The 19,546-nt window shown below is 66.0% G+C and carries 23 protein-coding genes; 20 read left to right on the plus strand and 3 right to left on the minus strand.

The window, feature by feature from the left end; translation table 11 throughout:
- Positions 1–497: 497 nt before the first annotated feature.
- Both ACWDRB_RS11900 and ACWDRB_RS11905 read left to right on the plus strand, forming a co-directional pair.
- Positions 498–1,805, plus strand: coding sequence for a 7-cyano-7-deazaguanine synthase (locus ACWDRB_RS11900; RefSeq protein ID WP_355197631.1), 1,308 nt, complete (start codon positions 498–500; stop codon positions 1,803–1,805).
- Positions 1,802–2,404, plus strand: coding sequence for a hypothetical protein (locus tag ACWDRB_RS11905; RefSeq protein WP_355197629.1), 603 nt, complete (start codon positions 1,802–1,804; stop codon positions 2,402–2,404). The genes ACWDRB_RS11900 and ACWDRB_RS11905 overlap by 4 nt, the downstream gene beginning before the upstream one ends.
- Positions 2,405–2,537: 133 nt before the next feature.
- Here ACWDRB_RS11905 and ACWDRB_RS11910 read toward each other — a convergent pair whose 3' ends face one another.
- Together ACWDRB_RS11910 and ACWDRB_RS11915 are read right to left on the minus strand one after the other, a co-directional pair.
- On the minus strand, positions 2,538–3,389 hold the full coding sequence (locus ACWDRB_RS11910) for a phosphotransferase family protein (RefSeq protein ID WP_355197843.1): 852 nt from the start codon (positions 3,387–3,389) through the stop codon (positions 2,538–2,540).
- A gap of 44 nt (positions 3,390–3,433) precedes the next feature.
- Positions 3,434–4,786: a hypothetical protein gene (locus ACWDRB_RS11915; RefSeq protein WP_449893128.1), complete on the minus strand. Its 1,353-nt coding sequence runs from the start codon at positions 4,784–4,786 to the stop codon at positions 3,434–3,436.
- A 175-nt stretch (positions 4,787–4,961) separates the two neighbouring features.
- On the opposite strand from ACWDRB_RS11915, the gene ACWDRB_RS11920 reads away from it, so the two are divergent.
- From ACWDRB_RS11920 to ACWDRB_RS11945, 6 genes are all read left to right on the plus strand, one after another.
- The gene (locus ACWDRB_RS11920; RefSeq protein ID WP_355197626.1) at positions 4,962–5,321 is read left to right on the plus strand and encodes a hypothetical protein; all 360 of its coding nucleotides are present in this window, start codon (positions 4,962–4,964) and stop codon (positions 5,319–5,321) included.
- A gap of 20 nt (positions 5,322–5,341) precedes the next feature.
- Positions 5,342–5,788 carry a hypothetical protein gene (locus tag ACWDRB_RS11925; protein WP_355197624.1) on the plus strand — a complete coding sequence of 149 codons (447 nt, stop codon included), beginning with the start codon at positions 5,342–5,344 and terminating at the stop codon, positions 5,786–5,788.
- Positions 5,778–6,053: a hypothetical protein gene (locus ACWDRB_RS11930; protein ID WP_355197622.1), complete on the plus strand. Its 276-nt coding sequence runs from the start codon at positions 5,778–5,780 to the stop codon at positions 6,051–6,053. The genes ACWDRB_RS11925 and ACWDRB_RS11930 overlap by 11 nt, the downstream gene beginning before the upstream one ends.
- Positions 6,050–6,592: a nucleoside-diphosphate kinase gene (locus ACWDRB_RS11935; protein WP_355197620.1), complete on the plus strand. Its 543-nt coding sequence runs from the start codon at positions 6,050–6,052 to the stop codon at positions 6,590–6,592. Before ACWDRB_RS11930 ends, ACWDRB_RS11935 begins: the two co-directional genes overlap by 4 nt.
- 512 nt (positions 6,593–7,104) lie before the next feature.
- On the plus strand, positions 7,105–7,590 hold the full coding sequence (locus ACWDRB_RS11940) for a GntR family transcriptional regulator (protein ID WP_355197618.1): 486 nt from the start codon (positions 7,105–7,107) through the stop codon (positions 7,588–7,590).
- 3 nt (positions 7,591–7,593) lie between these two features.
- Complete coding sequence (locus tag ACWDRB_RS11945; protein ID WP_449893132.1) at positions 7,594–8,508, plus strand: phosphotransferase enzyme family protein; 915 nt, start codon at positions 7,594–7,596, stop codon at positions 8,506–8,508.
- Positions 8,509–8,577: 69 nt separating this feature from the next.
- On the opposite strand, the gene ACWDRB_RS11950 is transcribed toward ACWDRB_RS11945, so the two are convergent.
- Positions 8,578–9,963, minus strand: a complete 1,386-nt coding sequence (locus ACWDRB_RS11950) for a hypothetical protein (RefSeq protein ID WP_449893134.1) — start codon at positions 9,961–9,963, stop codon at positions 8,578–8,580.
- A gap of 289 nt (positions 9,964–10,252) precedes the next feature.
- Here ACWDRB_RS11950 and ACWDRB_RS11955 point away from each other — a divergent pair, with 289 nt between their 5' ends.
- The 12 genes from ACWDRB_RS11955 (at position 10,253) to ACWDRB_RS12010 (ending at position 19,488) form a co-directional block, all read left to right on the plus strand.
- Complete coding sequence (locus tag ACWDRB_RS11955; protein WP_355197612.1) at positions 10,253–10,420, plus strand: hypothetical protein; 168 nt, start codon at positions 10,253–10,255, stop codon at positions 10,418–10,420.
- An 86-nt stretch (positions 10,421–10,506) separates the two neighbouring features.
- Positions 10,507–10,710, plus strand: coding sequence for a hypothetical protein (locus ACWDRB_RS11960; RefSeq protein WP_355197611.1), 204 nt, complete (start codon positions 10,507–10,509; stop codon positions 10,708–10,710).
- Complete coding sequence (locus tag ACWDRB_RS11965) at positions 10,707–11,009, plus strand: WhiB family transcriptional regulator (protein ID WP_355197609.1); 303 nt, start codon at positions 10,707–10,709, stop codon at positions 11,007–11,009. The genes ACWDRB_RS11960 and ACWDRB_RS11965 overlap by 4 nt, the downstream gene beginning before the upstream one ends.
- A 178-nt stretch (positions 11,010–11,187) precedes the next feature.
- Positions 11,188–11,355 carry a hypothetical protein gene (locus tag ACWDRB_RS11970; protein WP_355197607.1) on the plus strand — a complete coding sequence of 56 codons (168 nt, stop codon included), beginning with the start codon at positions 11,188–11,190 and terminating at the stop codon, positions 11,353–11,355.
- A complete protein-coding gene (locus tag ACWDRB_RS11975) occupies positions 11,352–11,573 on the plus strand; it encodes a hypothetical protein (RefSeq protein WP_355197605.1) in 222 nt (73 codons plus the stop codon). The genes ACWDRB_RS11970 and ACWDRB_RS11975 overlap by 4 nt, the downstream gene beginning before the upstream one ends.
- On the plus strand, positions 11,570–12,709 hold the full coding sequence (locus ACWDRB_RS11980; RefSeq protein WP_355197603.1) for a DUF2637 domain-containing protein: 1,140 nt from the start codon (positions 11,570–11,572) through the stop codon (positions 12,707–12,709). The genes ACWDRB_RS11975 and ACWDRB_RS11980 overlap by 4 nt, the downstream gene beginning before the upstream one ends.
- Positions 12,706–14,940, plus strand: coding sequence for a cell division protein FtsK (locus ACWDRB_RS11985; RefSeq protein WP_355197601.1), 2,235 nt, complete (start codon positions 12,706–12,708; stop codon positions 14,938–14,940). The genes ACWDRB_RS11980 and ACWDRB_RS11985 overlap by 4 nt, the downstream gene beginning before the upstream one ends.
- A gap of 142 nt (positions 14,941–15,082) precedes the next feature.
- Positions 15,083–15,313, plus strand: coding sequence for a hypothetical protein (locus ACWDRB_RS11990; RefSeq protein ID WP_355197599.1), 231 nt, complete (start codon positions 15,083–15,085; stop codon positions 15,311–15,313).
- Positions 15,314–15,414: 101 nt separating this feature from the next.
- A complete protein-coding gene (locus ACWDRB_RS11995; protein ID WP_355197597.1) occupies positions 15,415–16,332 on the plus strand; it encodes a bifunctional DNA primase/polymerase in 918 nt (305 codons plus the stop codon).
- Positions 16,329–17,666, plus strand: coding sequence for a YfjI family protein (locus tag ACWDRB_RS12000; protein WP_355197595.1), 1,338 nt, complete (start codon positions 16,329–16,331; stop codon positions 17,664–17,666). The genes ACWDRB_RS11995 and ACWDRB_RS12000 overlap by 4 nt, the downstream gene beginning before the upstream one ends.
- 212 nt (positions 17,667–17,878) lie before the next feature.
- Positions 17,879–18,076, plus strand: a complete 198-nt coding sequence (locus tag ACWDRB_RS12005) for a helix-turn-helix transcriptional regulator (RefSeq protein WP_355197593.1) — start codon at positions 17,879–17,881, stop codon at positions 18,074–18,076.
- Positions 18,076–19,488 carry a tyrosine-type recombinase/integrase gene (locus ACWDRB_RS12010; protein WP_355197591.1) on the plus strand — a complete coding sequence of 471 codons (1,413 nt, stop codon included), beginning with the start codon at positions 18,076–18,078 and terminating at the stop codon, positions 19,486–19,488. The genes ACWDRB_RS12005 and ACWDRB_RS12010 overlap by 1 nt, the downstream gene beginning before the upstream one ends.
- Positions 19,489–19,546 lie beyond the last annotated feature (58 nt).

Raw genomic sequence — 19,546 nt, forward strand, 5'->3', positions numbered from 1 at the left:
GTCTGAGATGGGAGATCTCCTCTCCGAAGAGGCTGGGCCGGCGCAGGCTGTACGGATATACATCGACAAAGTACGTGCGGATGGACTAGAAGCTGGAGGAGGCGGAGTAGCCCTTCCGCTTGCTGAGCGAGCGCTCTCACGAGTGTTGTTTGCAGCCGCTCGACAGGTGCCAGACGATGTAGACGCGGCGGATGCATGGCGAGCCGCAAGGAGTGTGTCCGCGGAATCTATGGTCGCAGAGTTTCTTGGAGAAGCTCTTAGACAAGTAGCTCATTACCTAGTATCACGAGATCTACCGGCTATAGCTCTGGCGCGAGATCGAGTGCAGATAACGGCAGGTGAGGCTAACGATCTAACGAATAGTGTTGGCGCTGTCGCGGTGGAGTCTGCAGCAGCAGGAAAAAATATGCTCCTTGAGCAGGGCTCGTCAGCATGGCCTCAGGCGGTAAGGGTTTCTCTGTCAGCTGCGATCCGGTCGCAGGGCGATGGACCGGACGATGCCTGATTACAAAGTTGTAGTCAACGCATGCGCGGCGCCTTCATTTACAAATCTGACTCAAGTGCGCTGTGGTACGGGGCCAGGCATCACGCATAAGTACAAATACGACCGGCTTGTAGAGGGCTTTCCTGAGAGGCTCAGCTCTCGTCAGCAGGATTGGGCAGATGTCTTAGGAGCGATATATGCGATAGATTTGAGATGTAAGCGTGGCGAAGGTGTCGACTGGCATAGAGATATTGAGGCATGGATCCCCGTGCGTGATCCCGATCTATGGAACAGTCTCACTCCCCAAATCGTGAACGTGTTTGCTGCGCTAACGTATGACCGACTAAAGCCGAACTTTGTGCTGGGCGTCGATATGGGCCAACCTCCACGACAGTCGCGAAAAGCTTTCCCTGACGCGGACGGTGTTGCACTTCTTTCTGGCGGTGTCGACAGTTTCGTGGGTGCCGCGCTTCTCCTCGACGGAGGATCAAAGCCATTACTTGTGTCGCATATGAATACCTCTTCGGCTAGTGCTGCTATCAATGCAATTATGCCGACCTTGCGTAGGATGGGGGCGCCAGCGCAGCCCGTCTCTGTGACTGCCGGTAATGTAGAGAGAGATCGTAGTGGCGAGAGCAGCCAACGCGCTCGCTCAATGCTATACATGGGCGTAGCTTGTCTGGTCGCAGACGGTATGGGTCTGCACGACGTGTGGCTGAATGAAAACGGTGTTATGGCTGTTAATGTTCCCCTCACGGCTGCACGGTCGGGTTCCCTAAGCACTAGAACTGCAAGTCCTCGTGTTCTTGCTCAATTCTCCAAGTTAGCCTCGGCCGCGCTCGGGACAGCGATTACCGTGTCGAATAAGCTGGTTGCACTCACCAAGCCCGAGGTAACCGCACTTGCGGGCGAATTGCGCATCAATCCGATGCTGATGCATACGGTAAGCTGCTGGCAGATCGGGCACAACCCCGAGCATTGCGGACGGTGCGTTCCGTGTTTAATACGCCAAATAAGTCACGAATACTGCAATACGGCAGACCGCAGCTACCTTACCCGCCCCTTTGATGCAATTCCAGAGGGCGTCCCATGGGGTGCCACTGCAAAGGACAACGTATTTCATCTCCTAATGCACGCGGTAGCTTTAGGCCGTGCAGATGAAGATGATCTAGTGCTTGATCAACCGGAGCTTTTAGATGCGGGTCCAGGCCTATCGGTGGGCCAGAGTATTGATATGCATAAGCGGTGGGCCGACCAGTGCCTGACCGTCGCCACTAGCCATCCCTACTCCCGTTCCATTCTTGAGGGGAACGTGTCATGAGGATATCGGCAAGTCAGTTGCGCGATGCGGCGACCAACCCTAAATATCGCCTTCCCAAGAAGTCTGGTGGCGGCCCTTCAACAGATTCTGCTCTGCGGAAGGTGCTTCGGATCGTCCATGAGAACGGGCCCCAGGCTGCGATAGATGCTTTAAGTCAAGCTCTGGCTGCAGATTACTGGCAGGACAAAGGAAAACCTATGGCACTTACTGCGCATGAGTGTCTTCGCAGCTATATCGATCTGGCCGAAGATGACGAGAGGATATGGGCGCCTGGTAACCGCCAAGAGGTAACTATCGATGGCGACGTGGTTGCTGCAGGGATCGATGGGCTACTTGTCTGTGATGATGGGTATTGGGGGCGAATGGTGATACCTGGCCCACTTCCTGCTCCGCTTACGGATGCCCAGCGTGCCATCTTGGCGTGTCCTGCGACACTGGCCCTCATAAACGAGTTGGAGGGCGGCCTTTTCGATGAGCGTCCGGTCCTTGGGGTGGAGGTCTGGGAACTCCGACGAGGAATAGCGGGGAAGGTGGATCGTGCTGCTGCTGAAGCTGCGCTACCTAATGTGCAAAGAATCTTGGACCGCTTACGTGAATGAAGAGCTTCTGCACTCTGATAGCCGATCCCTGCACTGAGGACCGATGGACCGGCAGCGGCGGTCCCTGACGGACGATGCCCAGGCCGTCGCCATGTGGCTGATGCTTCGGCCCTGCCAACAGGATGCTGTGAGGCTACGGTACGGCTGTCCAGGACCAGGGCCTTGGTCCACGCTCACCACGTAGACATGCCAACCTCAGCATCACTTCGTCGCGCCGAGCGGGATTCTCCGCAGCCACTTGAGCGGCCATGCAAGTCATACGAAACTCGCGGATGTCCCGCAGCGTCTCGAATCCGTCCCACGAGGTGACGTCGTGCTCGTACGTCCGGACGAAGGCGTCGTAGTCCTCGGCGGTGATGCCGGCCAAGGTGAACGCCTTCACCGCGGTGGAGGTCAGGTCCCATTCAGGCGGTCCAACTGAGCAGCGCTCCAGGTCGAGCAGCACCACCTCGCCGCCGTCGGTGCTCACCACGTTGCCGATCCACGCGTCGCCGTGCACGACGGTCTCCGGCAGGCCCTTGGGCAGCTCTGCGTACCGCGCCTCCAGCTCAGCCAAGCGGGCGCGCATCCAGTCCCGGTCCGTCTCGTTGAGGGTGACGGCACGGTCGATCCGCTCAGCCAGTCGTACGAACGGATCCAAGCGGCCGATTTCGAAGCCAGTCGGTGGCGGGAGGTCATGGAGGCGGCGCAGAGCGGTCGCGACCATCGGCGCCGTACCGTGCCGGTGGGGCGGTAGCTCTCGCCACCAGGTAACCGCTCGGCCGTCGACCTCGATGGGCTGGTCCACATCTGGCCACGCCCGGACGGCTGGTACCTGGTTGGCTTCGAGCCAGCGAGCCACCGCCACTTCGCGCGCCGCGGCGCCGAGCTGGCCGGCGCGGGAGACGCGGGCGACGATGCCGCCGGGGAACCGGTACAGGGCGTTCTCCCCGAGCCGCATCAGCTCTGCATCGGTCGGGTCGAGCCCGATGCGGCGGCTCGCCATGCCGAGCACGGCCCAGGCGGACCTCTCGGCGTCGCTGATCCGGGTCATGCGTGGAGGGCCTCCCGGATACGGTGGCGCAAGACGGCTACGGGCGTCCGGTTCCTGTGGGGGAGGGCGAGCCTGGCGAGGTCCTTCATGTCGTCCTGGGCTCGACGAGAACGCACCGTCCCCGCGTCAGTGACCGCTCGCCCTCCGATAGAGGCGGCTTCCTCGGGATCTCCTGTCGCCATGGTGAGTGAGGCCAGCTTGATTCCGCTGATCGCGCGAGAGCGAACATAGGCTGCGCTGTGCCCGGCCACCGCGCTGGCCAGCCTCGTGGACGCCTCGCCCAAGTACGTCTCGTTGACCGCTTCGCCAGGGGACGTGCCATGTGTCGCCCACTCGTCGACGACCAGGTCGAAGAGCGCGTGCCCAGTGTCGCCCGAGTGCTGCGCGGCGTCGTAGTAGCGCATCCAGGGCTTCTCTTCGCTGGGACGGATGCGGCCGAATTCCGCGTCCGCCTCCTCGACGGCCCTCCAAGCCTCCTGCGCCCGACCCAGTTTGGCGAAGGCTCGCGCCTGGGCCGACCGCAGCATCGCGCGCTCGGCTGGGGTCAGCCGGTCCGCCCGCACCATGGCGAACTCCACCAGCGTCAGCCCGTTGTCCGCGTCACCGCACCAGATGGCCTGCCGCGCCATCGAGGAGAGCACCTTGGCCCGGAGATGCCAGTCGTTCGCCTGCTCCGCGCACGTGAGTGCAAGGGTGAACATCCTGCGGGCGTCCTCGTGCGCGTAGGCGTCGAACGCCATGAACGCCGCCGCGTGTGCCAGCCAGCCGACCGCGGAGTACAGAGGATCGTGCAGCTTGGTCGGGCAGCGGGATTGCTTCAGGAGTCCTACTGCGAAGCGCAGTTGGCCGGCGACCGCTTCGCGGACCAGACAGCCGCCGTAGGTGTGATCCCAAGTGGTGAAGACGTTGGCGATGGTTCGTAGCTCGGCGATGTCGGAAGGTTGTACGACTGGAGGTGCGGTGATGGCCTGGGCAGGCATGGCCAACTCGGCGAGGGGGACAGCGGCGGCCGCCCCCAGAGCAGTGCGAATGAAGCCTTTCCGATCCACATCTGTCACGGTAACGACCGAGCTGGTACGTCGCGATCGAGTGAATCCGAGGTCCCGGTCATGTTCGGCGCCGAGAATGGTACGGAACGCCTCCCGATAGTCGCGGTTGGGCCAGCGCACTTCGCCGCGTTCCAGCTTCCCCACGTACTCCTGTGACAGGCCGCCCTGACGTTGGCGATTTTCGAACAACCAGGCGTTGACCAGGTCTGCCAGCTCCTGGCGCGAGGCGTGCTCGCCAGGGTCGGCAGGGGACGGCAATCGTTCTCGCGCCTGCTGCAAGCGCAGATTGGGCTCGGACATTGGCTGTCTCCCTCCGTCCGCATCGTCGCACAGCAGCCTGCCTGAAGGGTCGCCAACCTGACCGCGATCTGACCGTGGCCTGACTCTTGACTGCCTGGCTATCTGGTGTTCCCGCCCGAGTCGTGCGAATCCACAGTGGAAGCAAGTCGTCACCGTACGTTAGGAGCGGCACACGATGCAGACCCTTGACGCGGAACCCCACCACGTCTTCACCCAGCCCGCCATGACGCCCGTGTTACCGGGTGAGTTGGTCCTGGTCACCCTTCTCGTGTCACTCGACCAGGGCCGGACGTGGCGGGTCAGTGGCACGCTCAAGCTCCCCACCGTCCGGTACGAGACCGCAGCACGGCTCTTCCTCATGACCGCAATGAGCATGGCGGCCGAGGATGATGCCACGAACGTGGTGTGGCAGGCACATGCGTGGGCCATTGGCGAAGGCAAGGAGATCCCTTCCGACACGCCTCCGCTCGTGTCGCTACGCAGCGATGGTCAGCCCTCGAATGCAGACCTTCCCCGTCGGCTTCCACCCCCCTGACACCTGCCCGAGGGAATCTAATGACCACCAACTCTCCGCCGATCAGGAGCGGCCTACGGTTCGTCCCGGATGAACTCGGATGGGCGTGGGCCGCCCACCTGCAGCGCCACACCTGCGGCTGGTGGCTTGTGCTCTGGGAGCCCGGCAGCCAACACTTCACCGCCTTCTACCTCGGCGACACGACCGAGGGCGGCGCCTACCGGACGGCCGACACTCCCCAAGGGCTGTGGGAACGGATTCTTGCGTTCGACCCCATGCGACCTCATCTCGACCTTGAGGGCAATGCCACGGGCGACTCCGCGTGGCAACTGCGGGTGGGCGGGCCGGCGACGAACGTGCCGAGCGGTCCCGACCCCGTGACAGCCCACGCTACGGAGGGCGCTCTTTCGCCCTCACGACCGCACCCGGTCCACCGCGCCGGCCGCACGAGCACGGACCGCGACCGAAGGATCCCCTATGACACCTGAGCACGTGCAGACCTTCCACGAGGTGTGCATAAGGGTGCTGCGGCCGACGACGACGAGTCCCGACCGCCGGATCTCCATGCGGGGCACCACCTCAACCGAGCTAGCTCAGTACTGGCTGCAGGTCCTCCTGGTGCGGGAGGCATATCGACAGATCACCCACACTGACCGGCCCTTCAGCGCAGAGGTACTCCAAGCGTTGGATCCGGGTTACCGGTGGCGAGTCGAGCGACGCTGTCCGGAGCGCCTGCTGGAGGGGGCGACGTGACCGCGCGTACGGCCGACGGGGCGCGCTTCAGGCCGCCGGGCGGGTGGGACTACTGGACGGTCGTCATGTGCAAGCCCGACGCGACCGACCGCAGGCTAGTCAGGCCGATCCTCGAATGGATCGCCGGCACCGTGACCATCGTCCAGACTCGCGAAGTGGTCGTCACTGCCCAGCAGATCTTCGCTCACTACGCCGACATGCTGGAGTTGCAGCACCGCTTCCCGTTTGACGTCCGTGCCGACCTGATCGACCACTATGTGGGCTCGACCGTGACCGTGGCACTCGCCCGTGGCTACACCAGCGACACCGCGCAGCGCGTACGGGACTTGCTTGGCCACTACGACCCGTCCCGCGCGCCATCCACCACTATCCGCGGCTACTACGGCAACGACAGCGCCGAGAAAGCCGCCGCCGAGGGCCGGTTCATCCGCAACCTCGTCCATACCAGCGACAACTCCGCCGATGCCGCAGCCGACTTCATGATCTGGTTCGACGAGGCGTACCGGCGCATCCTCTCCCAGGAGGCCCACGCACGATGAGCGAGCCCGTCTTCATCGCCGCCGACAGAAGTCGGGACAGAAACCTGGAGCAATTGGTGACGTACGTTGAGGCTCACACCGAAGAGAAAGGTGCAGCTGAATCAAGCCGTCTAGAAAACGACACATGGCCATGTCCCGGATTTGCTCCCCACCCGCCCCGCCGGACTGGCGGCCAGAAGATTCCCCTCAAGTGGGCCGCGGACGGGCCAGCTCAGAGCCGGACGCTCGAATACACCTGCTCATGCCTCACGATCTTTTACGAGTTCCTGGCGTCTGGCGGCAATTATTGGATCCGCCGTACGGACCAAACCATGGCACTGCGGGAGTCATACGCTGGTCCGTGGCGTCGCCGAGCGGCAGAACGCGTGTGGGAGAAGATTCTCGCGGGCGAGGCGAGCTTATGTTCCTCCCCCAGGTCGGGAGCAGTAAGTCAGCATGCGTGACCGTGGTAGCCCCTGCCGGGGCTCTGTCGTCCTAGCCTTGTGTCTGTTGTTGCTCGGTTAGGGAGCCCCATGAGTCAAGGCAAAGCTCAGCCCGCGTACGCCACGCTGGCCAATGATCTCCGCCAGCGGATCGCGACGGGTAAGTACCCACCGGGCGCGATGATCCCATCGGAGGCGACTCTGATGGCCGAGTTCGGCGTGGCCCGTGGGACGGTACGCCAAGCTCTCGCAGAGCTCGAACGCGAGGGCCTGGTCGTCAGCCAAATGGGCCGAGGCCGCAGGGTTCAGGGTGAGGCGACCCCGGATGCGCAGCCGAGCACCCGCTATGAAGACGTGGCCAACCAGCTCCGCGCCGCCATCAAGGCCGGCGAGTTTCCTCCTGATGCCCGTCTGCCTGGGGAACCTGTCCTCGCCGGAAGGTTCGGCACGGCACGCATCACGGTACGCAAGGCTCTGGAACTGCTTCAGCAAGAAGGCCTGATCGTCGTCGTCCCCAGCAAGGGCCGTTTCGTGGCCACGAAGCCGCCACCTCCCGATACGAACAGCGAGGGCTAGTCCATGACGGAGACCCACACCGCGAGAGGCTTCTCCCTGCAGCACGCGCATAAGGCGCTCGTCGCGGCCTGCGCGCACGTTGGGTTGGACAGCGAAGACGCGCTGCCCTTGCGTGTAGGGGAGAACAAGCTGTTCCGTCTCGCGTCGGCTCCGGTGGTGGTGAGGATCGCGAGGAGCGTGGATCTCCTGGCTGATGTCCACAAGGAGGTGGCCATCGCGCAATGGCTCGAAGCGGTCGGCTTTCCTGGTGTTCGGCTCTTTCCCGACTGTCCTCAGGCGATCATCTGCGAGGGCCGCGTGGTGACATTCTGGCTTCACGTGGACAGCGGCGGCCCGTCTCCCGACTTCGGAGACCTGACGGTGGTGCTGCGGGAGCTGCACGGCTTGTCCAAGCCGGTGAACCTCGTCTTGCCGCTCTTCGACCCGCTGGGGCGTGTAGAGGATCGCTTGGACTGCGCTCAGAGCGTCTCGGACAGGGATATCGAGTTCCTGCGTCAGCGAATAAAGGAGCTCTACGCGGAGTACAACGCGTTGGAGTTCGCCCTGCCTGCCGGCCACATCCACGGCGATGCCCATAGGGGCAACCTGATGCGCCGCACGGATGGCAGTGTGATCCTTATCGACTTCGAGAGGTTCGCGTTCGGCCCACGCGAGTGGGATCTCAGTACGGCTGTCGGAATTCCCTTCCAGGGTTTCCGGTGGATCGAGGACGAGGAGTATGCACAGGCTGTGGAGGCCTATGGCTTCGATATCGCAGGGTGGCCTGGCCTCCACACGATGCGCCGCATTCGCGAGGTCGCCATGACCACGTGGCTCATGCAAAACGTGGACCACAGCCCCGACATCCGCGCCGAATTCGACCGTCGCATGGCATCGCTGCGGCATGACGACTTGCCGCGCGTCTGGCGCCCCTTCTAAGGGCCCTCCACCAGAACGCTCTGATGGCCCGCATCATGCGATGGCGGGCGCTGCGACGGAGCCCCACGGCTATACGGCGGTGGCGGTCTCCGAGCGTGCGCGGGCTAGTCGCGCCTCGGCGTAGGTCTTGAAGTCGCGTACGAGCGGATCGTTCTGGTAGTTCATGAGCTGGCTCATGAACTCCCGCACGTAGCGCCTGGTGCGAGCCGATCGGAGATCGGCCACCGTGGTCACCACTTCACGTGCCACCGCGATGCCCTGTTCCAGGTCGCCGCCGGCTATATGACTCGTGGCGAGAATGGTCCGTACGAACGACAGACTTCGGACGTAAAGGGTCTCCGAGAGTGCCACGCTCTCCAGCACGCGATCGCGCGCCCGGTGATGATGTCCCAGGTCGCGATAGCAATGCGCGAACTCAGCCGCCAGCTCGGCCTCGTCGAAGTACTTGAGCCAGACCGGATCGTCCTCGGCATTCCGGCGCTCGAACCACCGCTCTGCCTCGCCCAGCGCGCGACTGCAACCGGCCTCGTCGCCCTGGGAGGCCAGCGCGCGAGCCTCCATCGCGTTGAACAGGGCCATGGCTGTAGGCGTGGCCGCACCCTCGGCGCCCATGCGAGCCGAACGGGCAAGGTTCGCTGCCATGCCGTAGTGGCCGAGGTAGTTCGCCTGGTGGCTCATGCCCGCCAGGATGCGGCCACCAAGCATCCGATTCCCAGCCTCGCGGGCCAGCATGAGCGCCTTGGTCATGTACTGCTGGGCCAGGCCGTGACGTCCGGTGTCATAGGCCATCCACGCGGCCAGTCGCAGCATGGCCGCCGTCTCCGAGAGGAACTGCCGGCCGAGCACCGTGTCCGGGCGGACATGCTTGAGCAGCGGCTCTATCTCCATGGCGATGTACTGGACGACCGTGGATCTGGCGTGTCCGCCGCCGAACCGATAGTCGAGCTTGGCGAACAGAGCGGTTGTTTCCCGTACGGCCTCGACGCTGCCTGCAGTGATCAGCCGCCCGCCGGCGTGTGGCCGAACCCCACTGCCAGGGGCCACCAGCCACGTGACCATGGAGTCGTTCCAGGCGTTCGAGGACACATCGCGCTCGACCACCTGGGGATTCCCCGACAGGTCGCCTGAGATCAGCACCGTCACGCCGTCAGCGAAGGAATCGGCCTGTTTCTGGGGGCTCGCTACGAATGGTGTGGCTTCGGCGTACATCATGCCGATGTCGCGCACGCTGACCCGCTCGCCGAGCTTGCGGCTGAGCGCCTCAGCTATGAAGTGCGGGGTCGTGCCGCGGGGGTGCATTCCGTCCAGCCAGCGTTTCACCGACACGTGATCACAGCGGATGTCCTCGCCGTGGCCGGCGGCCACGTCCTGTACTCGTCGTGCGAGCCCCTTGTTTGAGACGTCGGCCCTCGCCATCACCGCCGCGAGCTGGTGGTTCGGCTCTCGGAGCTTCATGGCACCCCCGGCACGACAGAGGGCTGACAACCCTGAGTGATCGCTGTATCGCTGTCAGTTTGCACCCCCTCCGCGCCGCCGTGCACCCCCCTTTGCTGAATTGCACCGCCCTTTGAACGCTGCCGCACCCTCTGACCTGCGCGGTTTCCTTGTGCCACGAACACGGCGAGCCCCGAAAGGAGCTTGACGGACTCGCCAGTCCTGTTCTATACCTGTACAGGACAGGACTTCAATAAAGGGCCTGTCACCAGGAAGAACAGGCCAGCCAAGACCAAGAAGGGATCACCACATGCCTGTTCTTCGACCCCGACGCTTCCTGCCCACGGTGCTGATGATCCTCGCGGCCTTCTTCGTGGTCACTCAGCCGCACAAGGCCGCGATAGCGGTGAACACAGCCGTGGACGGCATCCAGACGATCGCCAAAGCCATGACCACCTTCAGCAACGGTCTCGGCTGAACCACCAAACAGAAGAAGCCGGGGCGTGGCCCAAAGTCGCCAAACCTGATCCACGCCCCGGCACCCCTTAGAGAGGTGTCTCCATCATGACCTACGGGTCGAACCACGCACTGCCCAAGTCCGACCTCCAGCCGATCACCTGCCTGTACGCGCAGTGGGCCTGTCTCGTCTGCGGCGGCATCGAGGAAATCGCATCCGACGAGGAGGCGCCGGTCCCGCCGATCTGCCCCTCGTGCCACAGGCTCGCGGTCGCCGAAGCGCTGGCCGCTCTGCGGGGGGTGCGGCGATGACCAATCCAACGGCGGCCTCCCTCAGCGGTAGGGAACTTTCGAACCTCCGGGACGAGCTGCTCAACTCCAACCCAGCCTGCGAGACCAGCGACGCGGAGCTGTTCACCGGTCCCGACCTGTTTGAGGAAGAGCCGGAAGAGGAGCGGAGAGCGCGTGAGGCCAAGGCCAAGACCGTGTGTGCCAGGTGTCCTGCGCGGACTGCCTGCCTCATGTACGCGCTCGCCGTACGCCCGAAGGACGGCATCTGGGCCGGTCTGACCGCCGCCCAGATCCGTGCCGCCCGCAGGAGGGCCGCCTGATGGCGCGCTTCCAGTGCGCTGACTGCGGCGATCGCTCGCGCAGCGCCTACCGCTGCCGCCGCTGCGGGACCAGCCGCCAGGTCGAGACCTGCGCCTCACACGGCACGCGCGGACTGCCCGGCTGTCGCCTGTGCCGCATCCTCGCCCGTTCCCGGTCCGGCCTCTGAAAGGAGGAGCCATGCACCACACAACCCGCCTGTCGCCGTGGCCTGCCAAGCACTGCCCGCGCTGCACGGCGCAGCTCGACGGCGGCCCCGTGCAGTTCTACTGCGCGCTCTGCCGCCGAGCGGTGTTCGCCGCCGACATCAACAACGAAATGCACGCCCCGCTGAGGAGGGCCGCATGATCTCAGTCCTGCTCTACCTGATCACGTTCGGCGCCGGATGGCTCGGCGCCGAGCTGGTGCGCATCGCTCAAGAACGCCACCGTCTACGCCAGGTCGTACGGTCCGCGGTCCTGGTTGCGGGATCGCCTGACATGGCACTGCGCAGGTGGTCCAGCCATGTGGCGAACTGGTGCACCCGGCCCGACTGCCCGCGGTGCCGGAGGCGGTGGGGCCGATGACCGCAACCGACGCCATGAGCTACGGGCCGCGCCCGCTGAGCGAGGGCGAGCACACCGCCGTCTCGGTGACCACCGTCGCCGTAGCCGCCCTGGGCCTGCTCGGATTCGTCATCAGCTTCGCCACCGTGGCCAGAGCGGCCGCCCCGTCGTTCGGCGCGATGGCCTGGATGGTGCCGCTCGGCATCGACCTGGGCATCGCTGTCTTCTCCGCACTGGACATCGTGCTGGCCCGGCTCGGCATGCGGATACGTCTGCTCAGGCTGGTCCCATGGTCGTTGACGGGCGCGACCGTGTACCTGAATGTGGCCGGCGAGGACACCCTGTTCGGGATGGTCGCCCATGCCATGCTCCCGCTGCTGTGGGTGGTGGCCGTGGAGGTGGGCGCGTACGCCGTCCGCAAGCGCGCCGATCTGGCCAGACCTGACCGTATGGAGTCCATCCGGCTCTCCCGCTGGCTGCTGGCCTTCCCGTCCACCTTCGCCCTCTGGCGGCGGATGGTCCTGTGGGAGATCCGCTCTTACCCGAACGCCCTCAAGCGGGAGCGCGACCGTATCCTCACCCGCACCGACCTTCAGGACCAGTACGGCTGGCTGTGGCGGTTCAAGGCCACTCGTCGCGAGCGCGCCCTGTACCGGCTCGGCGAGCTCGTGCCTGAGGGAGTACTGCTCCCTCCTCCGGCCGAACGCCCCGCCCTACCTTCCCCTCAGGTGCCCAAGCCCGTCACCAGAACGACACGGAAAGGTGGACGACGTCGCCGTGCACCACGTACCGACGTGGACGACCTGATGCAACTGGGCTGGCAGGTCGCCGCCGACCACGAGGTCCAAGGCGTACAGCTCACCCGCGACCGGCTCCGCGACGCCATCAGGCAGACCGGTCGGTCGATATCCACCGACCGCGCCGGAACGCTGCTGGCCCGCCTGCGGACGGAGGTACCTCCCGAACGGTCCTCGACCGCCGGACGGACCGCCGGCACCGACCCGGACCGACCGGATGGCCCGACCGCCGTCGGGACGCCGCCTGACCGCGAATCGGTCCTGACCAACACGCAGGGCGCGGCCCCCACTCCGCCAAGAACAGTGGCCGCGCCCGGCAACCCCGCAACCGTCAAGGCACACGAGGTGTACTCATCATGACCCACGATCCGCACGAGTCCGACAGCCGTCCGGTACCCGGGCGTGAGCTGGACGGCTTCGAGTGGCCGGTCCGCCCGGAGCCAGCAGGGGATGGCGCAGCCGAGGTCGTTCCGCTCGACTCCCGGCGCCGTGTCCGTCCGCATGAGGACGCCACTCCGGCCGATGAACCGGAGGACGAGTTCTTCGACCGCGAGACGGTCGCAATCGCCGACCGCGTTCTCGGACCGCCAGTCGACCTGCCGGACGAGGACACGATCCCGCCGACCACGCGGGCCGCACGGCGCCGGGCACCGATCATCCCGGTCTGGCTGCGCACCTGGCAGTCCGTCCGTGCGATGGCCGTCTGGCAGACCCGTGACGCCGCATACATCCTCGGCTACCACGCCGCACGGTCGCCGAAGTACCTGGCCAAGATGCTGTGGTACGCCCTTCCCGGCCTGTTCACCGGTATCGGGCGCTTGCTGCACTGGGCGACGGCGGAAGAGGGCAACTGGGCACTGCGGCAGTACGCCGCCGACCGCAACGACGCCGAGACATGGCTCAAGCTCGACAAGCAGCGCCAACGCCAATCCCGCTGGCGCTGGTCGGTCCTGATCGCGTCCGGCGGACTGACTTTGGGTGGCTTGCTGGTCGTCCTGGTGGCCGGCGTGCCTGGCTGGGTGCGCCTCGCCGCCGCGGCCCTGGCCATACCGATGTTGGCGCGCGTCGGACGACCGAGCGACAAGCCGATCACCGACCGCGTGAGCGAAGCGCCGCGCTACCGCAAGCTCACCGCGGAGCTGGTACGGCGGGCGTTGCTGTCCTGCGGGATCTCCGGCATCACCCAGGCAGTGAGCAAGGATCCGAACGCCATCAGCTTCCCGCAGGAGATTCACCGCGACGGCCCTGGCCATCTCGCGATCGTGGATCTGCCCTACGGCGTGGAGGCAGCCGAGGTGGTGGCTCGCCGGGGACGGCTGGCCTCGGCGATGCGGCTCCCGCTCGATCAGGTCTGGCCTGAACCGGCCGCCGGCCATCCCGGACGGCTGGCCCTGTGGGTCGGGTACGAGCCCGCCTCGCAGATGAAGCAGCCGCCCTGGCCGCTGCTGCGCGACGGCCAGGTGGACGTCTTCAAGCCGTTCCCGTTCGCCACGACACCGCGCATGGAGACCGTCAACGCCGAGCTGGTGTTCCGCAACTGGCTCGTGGGTGGACAGCCCGGCTCCGGTAAGACGTTCGGGCTCAGGCTCGCGGTCCTGGCCGCCGCCCTCGATCCACGCGCCGAGCTGCGCATCTACGAGCTGAAGGGAGTAGGCGACTTCAAGGTCCTGGAGCCGGTCTGCACCGAGTACGGCAACGGCTTCGACGACGAGACGATCGCCCGCTGCGCCGCGATGTTCGCCTGGCTGTACAAGGAGTGCGAACGCCGCTCCAAGCGCATCGCCCACTACCACGCCCTCGGCAAGGCACCCGAGAACAAGGTCACTCCCGAACTGGCCTCGCTCAAGGGCTCTGGGCTGCATCCGCTGATCGTGGCCGTGGACGAGATCCAAGAGCTGTTCTTGCACCCGCAGTACGGCAAGGAAGCCGGAGAGATCTGCGAGAAGGTCATCAAGCTCGGCCGCGCCCTCGGCGTGATCCTGCTCCTGGGCACGCAGATCCCGGACAAGGACAGCCTGCCGACCGGTATCACCCGCAACGTCAACACCCGCTACTGCATGAGCGTCGCCGACCAGACCGCCAACGACATGATCCTCGGCACCTCCATGTACAAGCAGGGCTACCGCGCCACGGTGTTCCAGCCGGTGGTGGAGGCCGGATGGGGCATCCTCGCGGGTCTCGGCAAGCCCGCCGCCCGCCGCTCCTACTACCTCGACACCAACGACGCCGACAAGGTCATCGAACGCGCCAAGCGGCTCCGCGGCCTGGCCGGCACCCTGCCCGAGCCCGGCACCCAGGCCCGCGAGGACGCACCCGTCTTCGACGTCCTGGCCGACCTCGCCGAAATCTGGCCGGTCGGGGAGAACGCGGCCTGGAACGAAGCCCTGTGCACCCGCCTGACCGAACTCCGACCCGGCGTCTACACCGGCTGGAAGTCCGAACAGCTCACCAGTGCCCTCAAGCCGTACGGCCTGCGCGTGGGTGACATCGGCCGCCGCATCGACGGCAAGCCCGTCACCCGACGCGGTATCCGCCTGGACGACCTCACCGAGGCCATCGCCGAACGTAACCGCCAGAAGCGTTCCGGCTGACCCGTCAGGAGGCTGCTAGCGATAGCACCTGACCTTGCTATCGCTAGCAGCCCCGCTAGCACCAGAAACAAGCCTTGGCCAGGCGGTTAGCACGCTAGCGGCCTTCCTCGACCACACCCAAGAACCGGCCCAGGAGGCCATCGTGCACCCTGCCCTGCTCGCCGCTATCACCACGATCATCAGCACACTCTGTTACGCCTCACGATGCTACGTCAGCCCGTTCGGCCGCTGCCGCAAGTGCCAGGGCAAAGGCCGCATCCCGCACCGCCGAGGCACCCGCTACTGCCGCCGCTGCGACGCCACCGGCCTGCGCCTACGCCTCGGCCGCCACGCCTGGAACTACTTCCGCCGCCTCCACCAGGACGGCCGCTGACCATGAACGGCCCCGGCGCACAGCCACCAAGCACGACGCCGGGGCCCATGCCCCAACCGATCACGGGCCCCGCAGGGCCGACTCAAGGAGCAACCACCAGCATGACACCTCATCCGTCCCGCCAGACGCTGACCTACGCGCTGGCCGCCGCCGCCCGAGGCTGGCACGTCTTCCCGCTCATGCCGGGGGACAAGGTGCCGCTCAAGGGTTGGAAGTGGAAGGAACACCACACCATCGACCCCGACATCATCCGACGCTTCTGGACCGGCACCGCCTGCAACATCGGCATCGCCACCGGCCCGTCTGGCCTGGTCGTCATCGACCTCGACACCCCGAAGAACGACGAGCAGCCGCCATCACCGTGGAACCAGCCCGGCGTCAACGACGGGGCGGATGTCCTGGCCCTGCTGTGCGAGCAGGCCGACCAGCCGCTACCCCTGGAAACCTTCCAGGTCCGCACCCGGCGCGGCGGAACGCACCTGTACTTCACCGCCCCGCAGGGCCTGACACTCGGCAACACCTCCGGGGCCAAGGGCCAAGGACTCGGCTGGCTGATCGATACCCGCGCCACCGGCGGCTACGTCGTCGCGCCTGGCAGCTACGTCGATCTCCCGGACGGCACCGGTACCTACGACGCCATCCACACCGCCGCCCCCGCACCGCTGCCGTCCTGGCTGGCCGAACGACTCACCCGACCCGAACACACCTCTCACCCCGTGCAGGTCTCCGACGTTCTGGCGGCGCTGGGCGACCAGTCCACCGGCTACGCCCTGGCCGCACTCCAGAACGAGCTGCAGCACGTCCTCGACGCCAGGTCGGGCACCCGCAACCACACCCTGAACGCCGCCGCCTTCGCCCTCGGCCAGCTCATCGCCACCGGCCTGCTCCCGCACCGCCTGACCGAGGACGCTCTGCACACCGCCGCCCAGGCCACCGGCCTGTCTCCCCGAGAGGCAACCGCAACCATCCGCTCCGGCCTGAACGCCGGAGCACGCCAGCCACGCCGGGGGATCGCATGACCAACCCACTCGACGCCAACACCATCCTGGAGAACCTCGACGCCCATGCCACCATCACCCGCCTCCACCGCGACCAGTCCGGCGACCCGGCCCTCGGCCTACCGGTCCCGCCACCCGCCGCCGACCCGGCCATGTTCTACGGCCTGCCCGGCGAACTGGTGAAGGCCGCCGACCCATCCACCGAAGCCGACCCCGTAGGCGTCCTGGTCTCCGCCCTGTCCGCGTGCGGCGCGGTCATCGGCCCTGGCCCGTTCGTCCAGATCGGCAACACCCGCCACCCGCTCCTGATCTGGCCCTTGCTGTTCGGCCGCACCGGCTCCGGCCGCAAGGGCCAGGCCACCGACACCGCCGAGATCTTCCTGCATCACGCCGGGATCGGCTACGGCGACCTCTGCGTCACCGGCCTGTCCTCTGGCGAAGGGCTGATCGAGCGCATCCGCGACCCCGACAGCCCGGACGACTCCGGCGGCACCATGGACAAGCGCCTGTCGGTCACCGAGCCGGAGTTCTCCACCGTCATGGCCCGCGCCAAGCGCGAGGGATCCACCCTCGGCACGATGCTCCGCCAGGCATGGGACGGCCGCACGCTCGCCGTACTGACCCGCAACGCCTACCGCGCGACCAACCCGCACATCGCGATCATCGGCCACATCACACCCAAGGAGTTCCGCATGCGCCTGGCCGAGGCGGACATGGCCGGCGGCTCCTACAACCGCTTCCTGCCCATCTACGTCGAGCGCTCCAAGCGCCTGCCCATTCCGGAAGGCGTCGCACCCGACCTCCTTGCCAGCCTCAGCAGCCAACTGCACGACGCCGTCAAGGCCGCCCGCCAGATCAAACGCATCGCCCTGGACGAGAACGCCCGCGCCCTCTGGTCGGCCGAGCTGTACGAGGAGTTCACCGCCGCCGACGACGAAGACCACGCCTGGACCGAGTTCACCCGCCGCTCCGCTCCGTACTGCCTGCGCATCGCCGCCCTGTACGCGGCCCTGGATGCCCGAACCCACATCACCACCACCGACCTCGGAGCCGCCGCTGCGCTGGTCCGCTACTCCATCGCCTCAGCCGTGTTCGTCCTGGACAAGCAAATGCGCGACCCGAAGATCGACCGCATCCGCCGCGCCCTCGACCAAGCCGCCGACACCGGCCTGACCCGCTCGGAGCTCTCCGCCCTGTTCAGCCGCAACGTGCCCAAGCAGACCCTCGACGAGCTACTGACCAGCCTCACCGCCACCGGCCAGTACGAGACCTTCACCACGCCCACCGGGGGCCGACCATCCGTCCGCTACCGCCGCACCAGCCCCGACGAAGAAAGAAGAAACAAGCCCTCATGAGCTGCACAACCCACCACGCGGCAGCAGAGACGCGATCGCCGCAGGACCGACCTTCTTTCGTCGGCCATGAACAAAGCCGATCACCACCATCCCAGCCCCAGCACGTACCGGCCCGTTCTTTCTTCTTTCTTCGTCCTGATCACCACCCGGCCCACAGCCACCAAGCACGGGGCCGAACACACCCAACCGCCTGAACCGGCAAGGAGCCGCACTTGGCCACCGGCACCACCCAACGAGGAATGCTCACCCTCGCCGACCTCTGCACCGAACTCCAGATCTCCCGCTCCACCTTCTACGACTGGCGAGCCAAAGGCCGTGCCCCACGCTGCCTCAAGCTGCCCAACGGCGATCTCCGCATCCGTCGCACCGACCTGGACCGCTGGCTCACCACGATGGAAGAGGCCGCCTGATGAAGGACATCACCTACAACGTCCGCGTCTACGCGATCGAGATCCGCAAGAACGCGGCCGGCAAGGTCACCTCCTACCGCGTGGCCTGGCAGACCACCACGAAGACCTGGAAGCGCTCCTTCAAGAACGCCGCCCAGGCCGACACCTTCCGCGGCTCCCTGCTCACCGCCGCCCGCAGCGGCGAAGCCTTCAGCACCCTCACGGGTGAGCCCGTCTCCTGGGGACGCACCGACCGCCCCGAGATGAGCTGGTACGACTTCGCCTGCAAGTTCGCCGACATGAAGTGGAAGAACGCCGCCGCCAAGTACCGCCAGGACATCGCCCGCGCCCTCACCGCCGCCACACCCGCCATGTACACCACCACGCGAGCCAAGCCAGATGATCGAGTCCTGCGCTCAGCGATGCATCGCTGGGGCTTCAACACCAAGCAACGTCAGGAGGCACCCGAGGAGGCCGCCGCCGCGTTGAGCTGGCTGGCCGACAACACCAAGCCGCTCTCGGCGCTCATCGACGATGCCGGTCTCGTCCGCGACCTACTGGAGTCCGCCACATCTCTGCTGGACGGTACGCGCGCCGCTCCCAGCACCGTGCGCAAGCACCGCATGCTGCTGTCCAACGCCCTCGACTACGCCGTAGAACTCAAGCTCCTGCCCGCCAACCCACTCAAGACACTGAAGTGGAAGCCGCCGGCCAACGCCTACGAGGTGGACCGGCGTAGCGTCGTCAACCACACCCAGGCCAAGGCGTTGCTCGCGGCCGTGGCTGCACAGAAGCCGAGCGGCGAACGTCTCGCGGCGTTCTTCGCCCTCATGTACTACGCGGCCCTGCGTCCGGAGGAGGCCGTCAACCTACGCCGAGACAACGTCACCCTCCCGCCTCTCTGCGAGAACGCGGAGAAGGGCGAGATGGAGGAATCGGCCAACGCCTGGGGGGAACTTCACCTCGTCAAGGCCGCACCGTACGCCGGTCGGGACTGGACGGACAGCGGCAAGGCGCGAGAGGAACGCGCGCTCAAGCACCGCGCTGTCGGGCACAGCCGTACGGTGCCCATCCCGCCACCTCTGGTGCGGATCCTGCGAGCCCATCTCGCAAAGTTCGACCAGGGACCGCAGGGCCGCCTGTTCTACGGCGTCAAGGTGAGCGAGCTGCCATTCATCACCTACCGCCGCGCCTGGAAGGCCGCCCGCAAGACAGCCCTCACAGAGAAGGAGTTCGCCTCAGCTCTGGCCGCGCGACCATACGACCTACGTCATGCCTGCGTGTCCATGTGGCTCAACGCTGGCGTTCCTGCGCCGCAGGTGGCGGAATGGGCCGGGCACAGTGTTGACGTGCTCCTGCGCATCTACGCCAAGTGCATTGTCGGTCAGGATGAGGCGGCCAGGGCCCGAATCGCTGATGCCCTTGCAGAATAAGACGGCGAGTGGGAGTCCGATGAAAGTGTCGGACTCCCCTCGCCACTCATGCCTACCC

Source organism: Nonomuraea sp. NPDC003707 (assembly GCF_053587055.1).